Origin of the sequence: Pedobacter hiemivivus (assembly GCF_004331685.1) — a bacterium.
In the GTDB taxonomy this organism is placed as follows: Bacteria; Bacteroidota; Bacteroidia; order Sphingobacteriales; family Sphingobacteriaceae; genus Pedobacter; species Pedobacter hiemivivus.
The window spans coordinates 77514-92656 of the sequence record NZ_SJSM01000001.1 but is presented as its reverse complement, the minus strand read 5'-3'; the positions used below and the strand labels follow the sequence as shown (position 1 = coordinate 92656).

At 39.0% G+C, this 15143-nt stretch carries 13 protein-coding genes; 9 read left to right on the top strand and 4 right to left on the bottom strand.

Translation table 11 applies throughout. From position 1 onward, the window contains the following. Positions 1-13 precede the first annotated feature (13 nt). The 4 genes from EZ444_RS00395 (at position 14) to EZ444_RS00380 (ending at position 4193) form a co-directional block, all read left to right on the top strand. Positions 14-1360 (top strand): Gfo/Idh/MocA family protein, encoded by a 1347-nt coding sequence (locus EZ444_RS00395; protein WP_131606129.1) that lies wholly within the window; start codon positions 14-16, stop codon positions 1358-1360. Positions 1361-1390: 30 nt separating this feature from the next. After that, the gene (locus EZ444_RS00390) at positions 1391-2260 is read left to right on the top strand and encodes a sugar phosphate isomerase/epimerase family protein (protein ID WP_131606127.1); all 870 of its coding nucleotides are present in this window, start codon (positions 1391-1393) and stop codon (positions 2258-2260) included. A 24-nt stretch (positions 2261-2284) separates the two neighbouring features. Beyond that, positions 2285-3487: a PQQ-dependent sugar dehydrogenase gene (locus tag EZ444_RS00385; protein ID WP_225874581.1), complete on the top strand. Its 1203-nt coding sequence runs from the start codon at positions 2285-2287 to the stop codon at positions 3485-3487. Between the two features lie 166 nt (positions 3488-3653). Then, complete coding sequence (locus EZ444_RS00380; protein ID WP_131606125.1) at positions 3654-4193, top strand: NADPH-dependent FMN reductase; 540 nt, start codon at positions 3654-3656, stop codon at positions 4191-4193. Positions 4194-4212: 19 nt separating this feature from the next. On the opposite strand, the gene EZ444_RS00375 is transcribed toward EZ444_RS00380, so the two are convergent. Beyond that, positions 4213-4503, bottom strand: a complete 291-nt coding sequence (locus EZ444_RS00375) for a hypothetical protein (RefSeq protein ID WP_131606123.1) — start codon at positions 4501-4503, stop codon at positions 4213-4215. A 41-nt stretch (positions 4504-4544) separates the two neighbouring features. Further along, positions 4545-5438: a HEPN domain-containing protein gene (locus EZ444_RS00370; RefSeq protein WP_131606121.1), complete on the bottom strand. Its 894-nt coding sequence runs from the start codon at positions 5436-5438 to the stop codon at positions 4545-4547. 364 nt (positions 5439-5802) lie between these two features. On the opposite strand from EZ444_RS00370, the gene EZ444_RS00365 reads away from it, so the two are divergent. After that, entirely contained in the window at positions 5803-6057 is a 255-nt protein-coding gene (locus EZ444_RS00365; RefSeq protein WP_131606119.1) for a helix-turn-helix domain-containing protein, read from the top strand. Between the two features lie 25 nt (positions 6058-6082). After that, the gene (locus EZ444_RS00360; RefSeq protein ID WP_131606117.1) at positions 6083-6751 is read left to right on the top strand and encodes a WG repeat-containing protein; all 669 of its coding nucleotides are present in this window, start codon (positions 6083-6085) and stop codon (positions 6749-6751) included. A 295-nt stretch (positions 6752-7046) separates the two neighbouring features. Here the strand turns inward: EZ444_RS00360 and EZ444_RS00355 are convergent, their stop codons facing one another. Both EZ444_RS00355 and EZ444_RS00350 read right to left on the bottom strand, forming a co-directional pair. Next, positions 7047-8948 carry an AAA family ATPase gene (locus EZ444_RS00355; RefSeq protein ID WP_131606115.1) on the bottom strand — a complete coding sequence of 634 codons (1902 nt, stop codon included), beginning with the start codon at positions 8946-8948 and terminating at the stop codon, positions 7047-7049. A 340-nt stretch (positions 8949-9288) separates the two neighbouring features. After that, complete coding sequence (locus EZ444_RS00350) at positions 9289-9939, bottom strand: alpha-ketoglutarate-dependent dioxygenase AlkB (RefSeq protein ID WP_205945181.1); 651 nt, start codon at positions 9937-9939, stop codon at positions 9289-9291. A gap of 208 nt (positions 9940-10147) precedes the next feature. Between EZ444_RS00350 and EZ444_RS00345 the strand changes: the two genes are divergently transcribed. From EZ444_RS00345 to EZ444_RS00335, 3 genes are read left to right on the top strand one after another with little or no spacing between them, the layout of a single operon-like run. Beyond that, positions 10148-11329, top strand: coding sequence for a 3'-5' exonuclease (locus EZ444_RS00345; protein WP_131606114.1), 1182 nt, complete (start codon positions 10148-10150; stop codon positions 11327-11329). Positions 11330-11351: 22 nt separating this feature from the next. Continuing rightward, positions 11352-13163, top strand: a complete 1812-nt coding sequence (locus EZ444_RS00340) for a hypothetical protein (RefSeq protein WP_131606112.1) — start codon at positions 11352-11354, stop codon at positions 13161-13163. Next, a complete protein-coding gene (locus EZ444_RS00335) occupies positions 13163-14617 on the top strand; it encodes a hypothetical protein (RefSeq protein WP_131606110.1) in 1455 nt (484 codons plus the stop codon). The genes EZ444_RS00340 and EZ444_RS00335 overlap by 1 nt, the downstream gene beginning before the upstream one ends. The last annotated feature ends 526 nt before the right edge of the window (positions 14618-15143 follow it).

Sequence of the window (15143 nt, the reverse complement as noted above, 5' to 3'; positions counted from 1 at the left end):
ATTTAACTATGTTATGGAAAAACGAAGAGATTTTATTAAAAAAGTAGCCATTGCATCGGCTGGAGTTATGGCAAACAATAGCTTGTTTGGCATGAGTGCAAAAAGCTACCGCAATATTATTGGCGCCAACGAACGCGTCCATGTCGCTATCATCGGTTTAAATGGCCGCGGCTCCAGCATGGCAAGTACTTTCGCCCGGCAAAAAGATGCAGAGATAACTACACTTTGCGATGTGGATACCCGCGTTTTTGCCAAAGCACTAAAAGCTGTAGCCGAAAATAAACAAACCAATGTCCCTAAAACCGAAGGCGACTGTCGCAAGGTGATGCAGGATAAAAATATTGACGCCATCTATATCGCCACGCCCGATCATTGGCATACGCCCCTTACCATTATGGGTTGCCAATCCGGAAAACATGTCTACGTAGAGAAGCCTTTAAGCCATAACCCCCACGAGGGCGAATTGGCCATTGCCGCCGCCAGAAAATATAACCGGGTGGTGCAAATGGGCGCGCAGCGCCGGTCGGCACCAATACTGACCGAAGGCATACAGCGATTGCATGAAGGAATTATTGGCCGGGTTTATTATGCAAAAACCTGGTATACGAACGATCGTAAGCCTACTTTCCTGAAAGTTGGCACAGCACCCGAAGCGTTAAATTACGACCTATGGCAAGGTCCCGCGCCACGCCTGGCTTACCAGGATGGGTTGATCCATTACAACTGGCACTGGTTTTGGCATTGGGGAACCGGTGAGGCGCTGAACAATGGTACGCACGAAGTTGATATAGCCCGCTGGGGATTAGGTGTTGATTATCCCGTAAAAGTAACTTCATCAGGCGGACGTTATGCGTATAAGGACGATTGGGAAACGCCGGATACGCAGGTGGTTACGCTGGAATATCCCGATAAGAAAATGATTATGTGGGAAAGCAGCAGTGCAAACGGCCGAAGAATTGAAGGTGAGGAGCGTGGGGTTATTTTTTATGGCGAGAACGGAAGCCTAAGTACCGGTACTGATGCTTATAAAGTGTTTGATCTGAAAGGCAAACTGCTGAAAGACGTTGGCCCGAAAACGAAAGAAGAAGCCGTACAGGGGCGCAATACGGCCAGCGTAAGCCTGAGTTTGGATAGTATGCATGTAGCTGATTTCCTGGATGCGATACGCAATAACCGCAAGCCAAATTGCGATGTGGAGATCGGGCATAAAAGCATTATCGGTATGCAGCTCAGCAATATTGCCTGGCGTGTAGGCCGGGAGCTTCAACTCGACCCGAAAAATGGGCATATTCTTAATGATCCCCAGGCGCAAAAGCTATGGAAACGCAGCTACGAGCCGGGTTGGGAACCTAAAGTTTAATTAACTTCTATTTAAATAACAATTTCAAATATGATCTATTATTTTAAAAAAGCCTTACTAACCCTGGGTTTAATAGGTGGCCTGGTTAGCAGCCAGGTTGTAGCCCAAAAAAAGCTATTTCCCGAAGCCCCGGGTATCGTATCGTACACCTATCGTAACCAGTTTGCCAAAGATGTGCCCGGCACACTGGATATGATAAAAGGCCAGGGCATAACCGATATCGAATTTTCGAGCCTGTTTAAGCAAACACCTGAGGACTTACGCAAAATGTGCGATGCAAGGGGTATCAAATGTTCATCATACGGGGTAAGTTATGAAGACCTGGTCAATAAGACCGATGAAGTAGGGAAAACTGCTGTAACATTGGGCGCAACCTATGTTAGGGTAGCCAGTATTCCCCACAAAGGCGCTTTTACCTTAGACAATGCCAAACAGACGGTTGCCGATTTTAACAAGTATGGTAAGCTGCTGAAAGATAACTACGGCCTTACTTTCATTTATCATAATCATGGTTTCGAGTTCCAACCTTACCAGGATGGCACGCTGTACGACTACCTGCTGAAAAATACCGAGCCTAAATATGTAAGCATGGAATTGGATATCCTGTGGGCATTTTTGCCGGGACAAGATCCAGCGCAATTACTGACCAAATATGGTAATCGCTATAAAGCCCTGCACATGAAAGATTTAAAGAAAGGTGTTGAACGTGGCAGCCTTTCGGGTGGTACCCCGAAGGATAACGATGTGATTTTAGGCACAGGCCAAATTGATATTCCGGCCGTAATAAAAGCAGCGCGCAAAGCGGGCGTAAAACATTACTATATTGAGGATGAAAGCAGTTCATCCGTTACACAAGTGCCTGAGAGTATAAAATATCTCAATAGCTTAAAAAATGACTAACTTGACTCATTCTAGGAACCATTTATGTTATTAAAACTTTATAAACCACTGGTATTGGGCATCGCTCTAACATCAGTGACTATTTCTGGCATCGCTCAAACCGGCGCCCCTGTAGAGACCATCAAAGCCAATGCCGACTACAAACCCGCTTTTAAGGGCCAAACCCGTATAGGTAGCGTTAAAAGCAAAACTGCCTATAAAGACGAGGTAATCAATACCAAACTGAACGGCCCATGGGGTATTTGCGTATTGCCTGATGGACGTTTACTAATAAGCGGTAAGCCGGGCAGCATGCAAATTTTGACCACTACAGGTAAGATCGTGAAAACGATCACAGGTTTCCCTAAAGTACATTTCCAGGGACAAGGTGGTTTGCTGGATGTGAACATTGACCCCAACTTTAAAATGAACCGCATGGTTTATTGGACCTACGCCCAGCCGGGTGAAAACGGCGCTGCATTAGCTGTTGCGAAAGGCAAGCTATCTGTCGATGAGACCAAGTTAGAGGATGTAAGCGTGATATTTGAAGCTGTGCCTCGCCATAAAGGGGGTGGCCAGTACGGTTCGCGATTATTGTTTGATAAAAAGGGCAATATTTTTGTCAGTTCGGGCGACCGTAGTGCGAATAACATTCGTCAAAAAGCACAGGATCTGAGCGCTACAACAGGCAAGATCATCCATATTACCAAAAATGGCAAGCCGGTGGCCGATAATCCATTCATTGGAAAGGCAAATGCTAAGCCCGAGATATATGCTTTGGGGCTCCGTAACCCGGATGGTTTGGCTATTCATCCTGCTACAGGAGATCTGTGGGAAGCTGAGTTCGGTCCGCGTGGTGGCGATGAGCTTAACCTTATCCAAGCCGGAGGTAACTACGGTTGGCCTGTGGTAACTTATGGTATTGAGTATAGTGGCGAAAAAGTGTACGAAGGTATACAGCAAAAAGAGGGCACCATACAGCCGGTTTACTATTGGGATCCCAGTATTTCGCCGGGTTGTATGATATTTTACACCGGCAACATAGCTGAGTGGAAAAATAATATTTTAATAGGCGGCCTGGGTGGTGTGCATATCGCTCGTTTGGTTATCAAGAACAATAAAGTGGAAGGCGAGGAGCGTTTGTTGGTGAGCAGGCAAGAACGCTGGCGCTGCATGGCCATTGGTAAAGACGGCAACATTTACGCATGTACGGATAGCGGCAAGCTGTATAAAATAAGCAAGAGGTAATTTAAGAAAGCGGGAATGATCTCCGACCACTCCCGCTTCATCTAAATTAACAATTTTGTGTGATTGTTTTATGTCGTGGTTTACGAAAAATCCTTATTTTTAAGCTATAATATTTCAATATCGATATTTTATTTTCAAAATCTCATAACATAATAAATATATAAAAATGAAAATCTTTGCATTTGCAGGAAGTAATTCTTCTACCTCTATTAACAAACAACTGGTAAAATTTGTATTGAAAAGTTTTGAAGGGAATGAAATTAATTTGATTGACCTTAACGATTATGCAATGCCTGTTTTTTCTGTAGATCTGGAAAAAAATGGATTCCCGGCAGTGGCACACCTATTTCTAAAAAATATTGAGGATTGTGATATTATTATATGTTCACTAGCAGAAAACAATCGCTCTTATAGTGTAGCATTCAAAAATACTTTCGACTGGGCTTCCCGGATTAATGTAAAAGTTTTCCAAAACAAACCGATGTTTCTGATGACTACTTCTCCGGGTGGGTTTGGCGGTGGAAATGTAATGGCAGAAGCGTCGAAGTTTTTTCCACAATTTGGAGCTGATATTAAAGAAGTCTTTTCATTGCCGAAGTTTTATGAGAATTTCGATGTCCATAATGGCGTTATAAATCAGGAATCATTGACTGAATTGAATACAAAAATCGAAAACTTCAAAACCCAGCTAGCAAACCCGTACTGATCTCAGTTGCTTTAACTCTTCATCCTTTAGGTGGCTGAATTTCCAGCTTCCTTTTTTCCGTATATATAAACGCTGCATTTATAAAATCCACGAGTTGGGTGTAAAAGTACAGCATATCGGCATTTTCGTCTCCCTCGGTAAATCCGACTGAGTTATTTACCCATCCCTTATAGAGTTGCCAAACTTTTTCCCTAATATGATGGAGATCATTGTTATCCAAAAAGTCGACCATTGTGCTTAAAGGGTTTTCTAATTCATAGTCTGATAAATTTGTGGGCTGGTAATCCAGTTTTTTCATGATGTTTTCCATAATCTTATTTTTAAATCAGTACTGAGTCGTAAAATTGGTTATTAATTGGATACGCTGGCTGGGTTAGCAAATTCATTGTATAGCATGGCCTGTTGTGCTAATTGCGCTATTTTCTCTTCACACATTACTTTGGCAAGTGTAACAAACGCTACAACCTTATTGTATAAAAGCCAGGAGTCATCTTCGGAAATGTTAAAAGTGTCTTTGTATCTCGCTCCCGAATAACTTTTAAGCAATACTTCAAAAAGTCTTTCGTCATCAGGGCTACCGGATAAGAACATTTTAATGGGGGCATTTGAAAAGCAGGAGCAGAGGTGTAAAAGACGGCGTAAATTATGCATCTCTGCTCGATAGGCCAGATGTACCCTGATCAGGGCAATACAGGTTTGTTCTACAGCCTGATGCAGCATAAATACGCATACATTGTGCTGTTCATTAATGATACACTCATGCGCTCCGGTTAAGAAACCATCTGCTAATGTCATTCTGTGGTCGAAATGTTTTCTTGCTTTTATAGCAGCTTCAGTTGGAATAAAACGATTGGAGAAATCGAAAGTAGTCATTCCATTATGGCTATAAATCAATTTGGCGGTACTGCAAACGGTAATGAAAAAACGATTATTGGCTATAATAGCTTCCTCAATGGCGTGTTTCGCATGACAGAGGATTGTTATTACACCGTGTTTGTAATTGCCATTTGTGAAATCTTGTACCTCATGATCAATTCGGGTGTTGCTTTCAGTGACAAGTAGTAGGCAATAATCGCAATGAAAGGTAGTGGATTTTTCTTTAAAACAGCCCTGATCATCTTGCGTGTAACTGTCTTTGGAAAAGCTAAAAATTTGAAGAGGCTTGAACTTTTGGACAAGCTGATCGATAAACGCTCTAAAGTAAATCGCATGATTTTCTGCTGGGGATAAGATTTGTAGTTCCATATATTGATCTCATTTAATTGGTTTACTAGTTAAATGAGTCTTGGAGATGCAGAAATAGGTGCGGAACTGCATCTCGTGGTTGCATAGAGTTTCTGAAGCCTTACGTAACACGAGTGTACAGCAGTCCCGCACCTATTTTAGGAATACGCAAATATAGCATATTAGTAAATAGGCGGGGTATTCTGCTGTCTTGCGTTACGGCTTCAGAAATGCAACCGCAAGACCATTAATATTTTATTTGTTGTTTACTCTCACATAATCAATTATTTAATGCTCTAAGATAACGAGATCATTTCAATACTCCAAATAAAAATACTCTTTTTATGGAGTGTGTAAAAATGGAGTATTTGCCTTACTTTATTTTATGACAAATAAGGATCTTTTAACAAATGAAAAAGAGCTGAAGAAAATAGGTTTAAGGCTTAAGAGTCTCCGTAAGTCCGCGGGGTACACCAGTCCAGATAAGTTTTCATATGAAAACAATCTGAACCGTTCTCAATATGGTAAATATGAAGCGGGGAGTGCTAACATAACCATTGGTACATTGATTGGCATTCTTAATTGTTTTGGGGTGAGCTTAAGTGAGTTTTTTAATGAAGAATATAATAACTCCAAATAAATAGTGAAAAGCGAACCAATTGATAATGACAAAACAGATTTTAATAATGTCATTTTTAACTGGACTACTTGGGGTTTTTGGATGTAACAACAAACCCAAAGAGGACTCTGATAAAGAACAATTTGAGGAAATTTTAAATGACCCCAGGGTGAACTCAAGAGAGGTCGGAGAACGGGAAGGGATAAAATACTTTCAAGTAATAAAAGATGGGAAAGTCGGTTTTCGTAACCTTGATGGCAACATTGTAATTGAATCAAAGTTCGATAGTGCAGAAATGTTTTCGGAGGGTGTCTCAACTGTGCAACTTGGCGAAAAGTACGGAATGATAGATGAAAAAGGAAATTATGTTTTACAGTTGATGGCTTTAGATTATCTAGGAAGTTTACACAATGGGCTTGCAAGTTTCCTAGCTAATGATAAATATGGTTTTGTAAATGCAAAAGGGCAGGAAGTAATTAAACCAAAATATGACTGGGTAGACGAATTTTCAGAGGGACTTTGTGTTGTTCGTAATGATATGGGTAAACATGGTTATATTGACACAATAGGAAAAGTAGTTGTTGACTTACAGTTTCAATACGCAAGCAAATTTGAAAAAGGGCAAGCAAAAATCGAAATCAATAATCTTTGGGGGGCAATTAACAAGTCAGGAAAAATAATTGAAGAAGCAACCCATAAATACTCAACATGGTAAATAAGGTTTATACTGAAATTAATAATTGCTGCTAACAGAGGTTCCTAATTAAATAAGAAAGGGGAATGATCTCCGACCATTCCCGCTTCATCTAAATTAACGCTCTCGTATGTAAAGACGTTAATTAGGGCTAAATATTGTGTTGCCCAATAGATTAATTATTGGATGCTTATTTTTGTGGAATTTGATTCAATAGCGTAACTATTGTGGCAAATGTATGTTTGCGATATGAAAAGTAATTTGTTTCTGTACACCACAGCAGTTTGCAATTTCCTTTACATCTAAGCTTAAGTTTTTATTGGATTTCTCCCAGATTAAAGTGTGCATTTGCGTACTGTTGCGTCCAGAACCCATGCAGTTTTCCATTTTTGTAAGATTGTTCTTTATTTCTGATTTCTTTTATCTGTGTATGAGCATATTTTGCCATTGATTTTAAGGCCTTCGCTTTTGAATCAGCAGTGATTCTAACTAAATATTCTCTTGGGATAAAATGTGCTTTTAGTCTTCCATCGCCACGCTGATCTGAAAATATGAAATCCTTATCGATTTCTGTTATGGAAAATAAATCTCTGAGCTGCGGAGTGTCTAATACTAGGAACCCGTTTTTATATGCTTTTTCCCCAATAGGAATCTGATGGTCTTCTATTAAAAGTAAAACACCATTAGGGGCCAGCATTTGTGAGATTTCTCCATCTTCTTTAAAAAGTCCAATCCATTCTGCTGGATCTATTTCATGTAGCACATTACACAGAATGACTACATCGAAGCGTTGTTTGTCATACCTGGTATATAAATCATTTGTAGAACTGTAATATCTATCTGTGGCACTGCCATAAACTTTACTAAGCGAAACTTCACATTGATCACGATCGGAAGGATATTTATCAAATGCGATATAATCAAAATCCTCTAGTAATGCTTCTTGACTTGTTTCTTCTAAATCATGTAGGTTGGAGATTAATCTCCCTTTACCAGCTCCATAGTCTAATACTTTTAAGCTTCCATTTTTTCTATTAAGTAATGCTTCTCTAATTTGAAGGGATTGCGGATCATTTGCTGATGTTACCACTACAGTTGGGGGGAGTAAACATTCAAAAGCATATCTGGTGCTGGCATACTGTGCTGGAAGCCCTATGAAATCCTGTAATTTTGCGATCTGTTCTTCGCCACCAAGAAGACTTTCTAAAACCTGTCCGGGTATTTTACCTGCATGTCTACATTTTCCTTTTTCTACGTACCAGATGTTTGAAGGATCAAAATGCGCCAGTAATGGTACTGAATGTGTCGCTATCCAAATCTGGCCATTCGGAACGGTCATTTTAATTCGATCGATAATTTCAATTATGACTGCCGGATGTAAATGGTTTTCCGGTTCATCCATGAACAAGATCAGATCTTTTAAGTCGTCCTCTTGACTATATAAGGCTATACAGAATTGGAGTAAAATTTTTTGACCATCAGATAACATTGCTTCGCCAAGTGGAAAGTCAAATAGTGTTGAATCGCCATTAATGGTTCTTCCAAGTCTTGTTCCGAGAAATATTTCTATGATATTCTGTAACCTGTCATAATCTGCAATTGCTTTGTCTATGTCGTCTTGATTAGGTTTAAACTCCGGGTGTGTAGCATTGAAATATCGTTCTTGGACAATGACAATTTTAGCGAAAGTACCTTGCGCTAGCATATCTGTCCCAGCTTTATCCGTATGAGCTGCGGCAGATTGAAGATTTGATTTGGCAATATCATTTGTATTTCCAAGTGTTAACACTTTTGGGACAAATAGAACTGAAGGATAGTTTTCAGACAATTCGCTAGTTTCCAGTAGATCCCAATTCAAAACTTTTTGATAAGCATTAGATTGGTCTTGTGCTCTTTTGGTGGTTTCTTTTTTTTCAGCAATAGTATTTAGTAAATTTATTTTTAATACTTCATTCGTTGTTACATTCAATGTATGATTTAGTTGATCAAGGCTTTTGTCTGCGTTTTTTATAATCTGCTCGTTATGATTTATGTGAGCTTTGGCAGTTTCTATGATTGTTTTTTTAGGTTTAGCGATTAGTGTGGATTTGATAAGGTTCAAAATTCTTGTTTTGCCAGAGCCATTTTTTCCTGCTAATAATATTACTTCGCAAAGTCTATCCATTTCGATGTTCTGAAGCCCGTTTGTTGGGGGGATATTAATTTTTGTTATTTTCATAAGAGACTACGTTATTCTGCGATGTGGATATTTATAGTATATAATGGGCTAATCTAATCATTAACTAATTTAGGTCGGGTAGTAATATTAAATATTTTAGAGAATATCTCAAGCTATTTTACTTGATTATTATAGCCTAGTTTTGGATCTTTTGTACCAATTTGTATCCTCAGTGGAAGAAAGTGAGGTAAGTAATATGATTCTTTCCATTTTTCCGGAAAGTATCCTGCTCTTATCTATTTTTGATATAAGGAATAAGTAAAATACTCATATAGATAGTATTTTAATAACATGTGAAATCGCTAGCAGGGAATATAATCACTATTTGCTGAAGAAGTAATTAGTCCCTAGAAATCACTTTCCTAAAAGTCATTGAGATCCGGAGCTTCCGGTTAATCCTAGTTCCGTCAATTTGATCGGCCAATCTGGCCGGAATGCCGTGAGACCAGTGATAACGTGCATCCCCTTTAATAACGACGACACTTCTGGGCAGGAGAACTACTTCTTTTTTTTCCTGAGAGCTCAGGTTAATAAAATTCATGGTACATGCACTGGATAAGCTAAGAGAAATTATTGTGTCACCGAAACAAGGCTCACAATCCACATGATTGGCAATGCCTTGTCCCGGCTTGTACTCATTGATGATCACCTGATCTGGTTCTTCAGTCATCATGCCATGTTCAACCAAGCGCTTGGAAAATACCGAAATCCACTGCGGTAAACTACCCAGATACATACTATAATCGAGGCTTCTAGCCTTATAATCATATTTCCAACCGTAGTGTTGAACCCGTCTCTTCAAATCGCCTAGCCATTCTTCACTTAAAATCTGGTCTATAAGTTTTGATTCTTCCTCTTTTGTTATGAAATCTTTGTGATAAGTCATACCAGTGATATCGACTGTTCGTACAATACTGGTTTGGACTTGACCTGGTCCGGTAACCTGTTCAGGTGCGGGATTAAAAAGATCAAATGCAGGTGATTTCTTCATAGTATGTTCACAGCTTTATTCCAGTGGTTGCAATTTTTCAAACTTAGTTAACAAATTTACTAATGATTTTAGCAAAGATGCAAATTTAATTGCGATAATAAATTTTCGCCAAACCTCAGATAATATTCTATATTTGTTTTATATGTTTCCTGTTGGCATTCAATGACTTTGCCATAAATGTAATTTGAAGCAACTTATACCTTATTTAATGCCAGATTTTAGATTCTCTCTCCCTCAGATAACTGCACTCACTGATGATCAGCAAGTCGCTTATTATCCAAGAACATCAATTTTAGTATCCGGTGGCCCTGGTAGTGGCAAAACAGTGGTAACGATATATAGGTTCCTTCGGGCTGTGCTAGAAGAAAACAATATTATGCTCTTTACCTTTAACAATGCGCTCATGTATGCAATAAAGGGTACACTCCGCGCAAGATCTGAAGAACTGTTCGGAGAGTTGGACGAGGGGAAAATTAATACAGTCATCGATGAACAGCTTGGTACGTTTTTCCAGTGGCATAAGGACAACATAGGATATTACGATGCAAACGCCGATCATGAGATAGCTAAAGCGAATTTTACTCGATACTACGACAAGTATGGTCGTTTAGACGAATTGTTTTTTGACGAAGGACAGGATCTGCCTAGGACAGTGTATGGTAATGCTTTTGTTTTAAGTGATACCGTTTCTGTTGGCGCGGATCGTGCGCAAAATTACCAGGGATATTATGGAGATGACGAGGCGGAGGACGAAATCTATGGTCAGCTTAAAAAGATTAAAGCGGATACTGACTGGCAAATTCTAGCTTCTAATTTCCGGAACACCAGGGAGATTTTTGAGCTTGCCCAAAAATTTGTACCGGAAGACCCGAGGGTTCAGCGAATGAAAACGGATCAGTTGCGAAGAGGCAATACTCCCGACATCCGGATAGGGCTAAACCAAGCCGATCAATTAGATCTAATCCTGAAAATCATAGAAGCCAATCAAGCGAGTAACATTGGCATTTTGGTGCATTTTGCAAATGAAATACCTACAATCAAGGATTTCTTGGAACGTAAGGGTTATTCCTGTGCAGCTGATGCAGCACCAGATAAATCGTTTTCTTATTATAGCCATAGAATCCAGCCTCAGGATGAAACTGTACTGATGGATAGAGTGAGTTCACCATTTATAACTACCTTTGATTCGTGTAAAGGATTGGAATTTGATGTGGTAATAATGCCCTTTTTTGAGGAGTCTCCTGCGGCAACCAGGAAGCGAACCAAGTCAGGTAGAGTTTATGTCACACCAAATCATTACTATGTTGCAGTTACCAGGGCAAGAAATGAGATATATATACTTTCTGCCAACCAACCGCCTTCCCTTTCTTTCCACACCGCGGCTAATTAGACGAATTTCAGAAAACACTTAAATGGCAAGAAATAAACCTAGAAAACAAAGTAATAAGAAAACCCCAACAAAACTCGTAGATATTGAACTTGACTTTGTCAAGGATGCAATACCTCAAAAAAAAGATGTAGGACTTGAGGTGGTTAATCCTGAAATGATGAGTGGAACCAAAGTTTCAGTTCCTTCTGCTCGGCTAACTGAAGAAAAAAAATTTGACCATAATGCAGGTTTTTATATAGAAATCCATCGAGGCAATATATTTCATTATTTTTCCTCAGCGCTGGTAGCGCCTTCGAAATATTTTGAACGCCGTGCTTTTGAGGATGTGCAGTCGCGCTATAATGATTTTTTGATTCTAGCCAATGGTACCTCGGTGGCATTAGATGAAAATGTAGTCCTTTTGGAAATTGAGCTGCTTGCTGAAGAAATGAATGCGCTGGAAGTTGTTGGAAGCATAGCCTATTTATCATCTGCACTACCAATTACACGTGTTAAGAAAATAGTTGCAATCAATGAGAAAGTAAAAAAAAGCATCATCAGTGATGCACTATTATTCAATGGCGGGTTTATACCTGAGAAACTTTTTTCTATTACATCAGTAGAGAAAAGTTATGATTTAAAATTTATACAGGCACCCCAAAAGGTCATAGAAGATATTAGTGTCAAAATAAAGCATTTCAACCATGTACTGGGACTTTTTGCCTTTTTAAGAAGTTATACCTTGCTTGTTGCTGATAAGACTTCGACCTATAAAACCCTCCCAGATCACTTCTTTTATGCGATGCAGGCCTTGGATTCCAATTTCGGAAGTCAAATCGTACCAAAGACCCTTATCCATGAGTTTTACTCCTTCTTGTTTAATGAGAACACTCCTTCAGACAAACAATTATTAAAATGGATTTTTGATCGAATCAAGGCGGACGATAACTTTCATGATGATGATGTAAAAGAATTTCAAAAGGTATTTAGCTCGCTGAAGGATGAAAATATGCAAGCTGAACAGGTAAAAACTATTTTTTCTTCGCTTAGACAAAGCCTAGAGCGGAAGTCAATTCTTTCTACAATCGAATTGTCTAAATCCAAATCAGCGCTGCCTTTGTACACATTTGCATTTTTAAGGAATTATGCAAACTTAAGCAGTATCGAAGTTGCTAGACGAGACATTCCGAATGTTTACTCTTCGCTTTACGGCGAATATGCCTTTTCATTGCTCGGTTATTTTTACGGCTATGCCAGTTTGAAAAATAACGATGAGCGGTTATTGCTTGCTAATCCGGCAATTGCCTATTTCAAGCTTGCCGAGAAAAAACCAGCTATAAAGTTCCAGCTGGAATCCGCCTTTGATCATGCTATCATCAACCAGGTTTATCACAAAGTCTTCGGAGGCCAGGTGCCTGAAATAGAGAATGTTGACGGTAAGCTTCTTAGTGATAGCCATCAAACTTTACCCGGGGATGCTTTTGAAATTGCTATGCAATCCTTTGGATTGATTGATATTGATTATAAAAGGATTTTAGTTAAACCTATTTTACGTCCCGAGCCGCAGGTCGATAAAGCCTCACTGCCGGATTTAACAACCGAACTATCACGGACACCAGAAAGAATTAGCTACCACTCTGAGCTAGCTGTGCTATGTCGCCGTTTGGGCATGAAGGCTGTAATTGTGAATGATCCAATGACAAACCTGTTGCAGATGAATCTGACTGAAATTATGCAGAGTAGCTTTTACCAGAAATCCGAACTGTTGAGCAGGCTAAAGGATAAAAGGTCCGGAGTTAGTGAGCAGGAGGTAAGACTAAGGTTGCAGTTAGCAATAATCGTAGGAGAGCTTTAATGGAAATAAACGTTTTCAAGTCTCAGATTCTTTCGTTGGGGGGCTCTGAAATAATTCAATTTATTCGTGACCAACGACAGGAAGTCAAATTGCTGTTCATCAATGCTAGTGCTATGGAAGATGCACAGCAGGAAATGCGTCAAATTCTAAACTATTTGACGCAATTACAATTGGTCCTTGAAGTAAAGGAATCAGAAGAAATACAATTTCTTTATCTAGAGCTGGGATTGTATTTCAAAATGCAAAATAATGTAGGAGCAGTTTCCAATTGCTTTAATAAGATTGGCGACAATGTTTTGAAGTTTCGACTGAGAGCTTGGTTGAATTACCAAGAATATAGCGTTGCGGCATCACATATTAAAAAGTTACATAACTATCTGGCAACATTGTTATTAGCTATTAATGACGGTGAGGATAATTACGAAAATGAAGTCATTCGTGATCTACATACCTATATCGAAGACGCCCAATACAATTTAAAATTATATGGAACAGGGGAACTTGCTGCTGAGTTTCTAAGCTTAATCCAGTCTGAAGAGTTGGCCGAACAGTTTCCGATACTAAGCTTTTATAAGGAAAACCAGGCGCAATTCGATATTGAGGTTGAAATCAATCCATATGTTGCCAAGATTTTTGAACCTACTGAATTCTCCCAGCAATTATTTGATGATAAGTTCACCAAATATATCAAAGGACATGAAAAGACTCAGTGGTACCATATCCTATTAGGTATTTCTTATCCAGACGTTCGAGAGAAAATTATCGGTACGGGGCAGACTGACTTTGACAAAAAGGTAGAGGGGTTAGCTGGACTTGATATTGTAAAGCTATATGCACATTGTAACATGAGAATGCACTTTTTTACTTCAGTTTATCTATTTGAAAGACTAGATGCATTTATCACGCTTTACAAATCGTCGGGCAGAGTTAAATTCGTAGATATTGGTTGTGGACCTGCAACTGCTGGACTATCATTTATCGAGCATATACATAGTATTACAAACCAAACTGTCGACTTTGATTACATCGGCGTAGACTACTATCAAAATATGCTTGATGGAGCAGCATACTTTTTGGATAATCCTGTTTTCAAACCTGTTCAGGCACCTGTATTTATTAAAAAACTTTCTGAATTGGATTTCCGGTATTTAGATAATGCGAACAGCATACTCATCAATACAAGCTACTTATTTGCCAGTGAAAACTTGGATGCGCACGAATTGGCTAAAGATGTGATGAACGTAAGAAAGTCTCAGCCAAATGCACCATGTTATTTATTGTTTCAAAACTCTATTAAAGACGAAAACAATCTTAAATACAAAGAGTTTAAAGAAGCAATCGGCTCTTATGAGAAAATCCATTGGGGGAAACCGACAGTTCATTATTCCACTCAGCGCAAAAGTTGGTATGGTACTTCGGTACCGGTCTATTTGGAAATTCTGCAGATACATTAGTCACGGACACTGGCATGACGCAATATGGCAGTCAATCATGGAGAAATTAACCTTTCTATTAAGGGAAAATCCATTCAAATCCGAAAAGATACAGCCAAATTCTCTTTATAATTTAAAACAGTTCCAGAAGTACCTGAATAGTATAAACCGATGGAAAGCACTCACCGAATGATTCATTAACTATATGTGAATTGATGCTTCATTTGGTTTTGGTCTTAAATGAAAAAACCTGCAAATCATATGATTTGCAGGTTTTTCGAAATCTAGTCGCCTAGTTGCGGGGATTCGGATTATCCATTACAACATCTACAGGAACTTTTCAGAATAATCAGGGAAATTTATAAAATAAGAAGCGAATGGATGATAATGGAAATTTATAAATTCGACTGATGCTAGTACAGGAGACTCTAACCTCATTTGAACGATGTTTTTTATCGATCAAAATGAAGAAATACTCTACTGGGTAATTTATAAAGTCGATCTCTTATTAGTAATTGCTTAAATTTGATTATCTCATAAAATATAG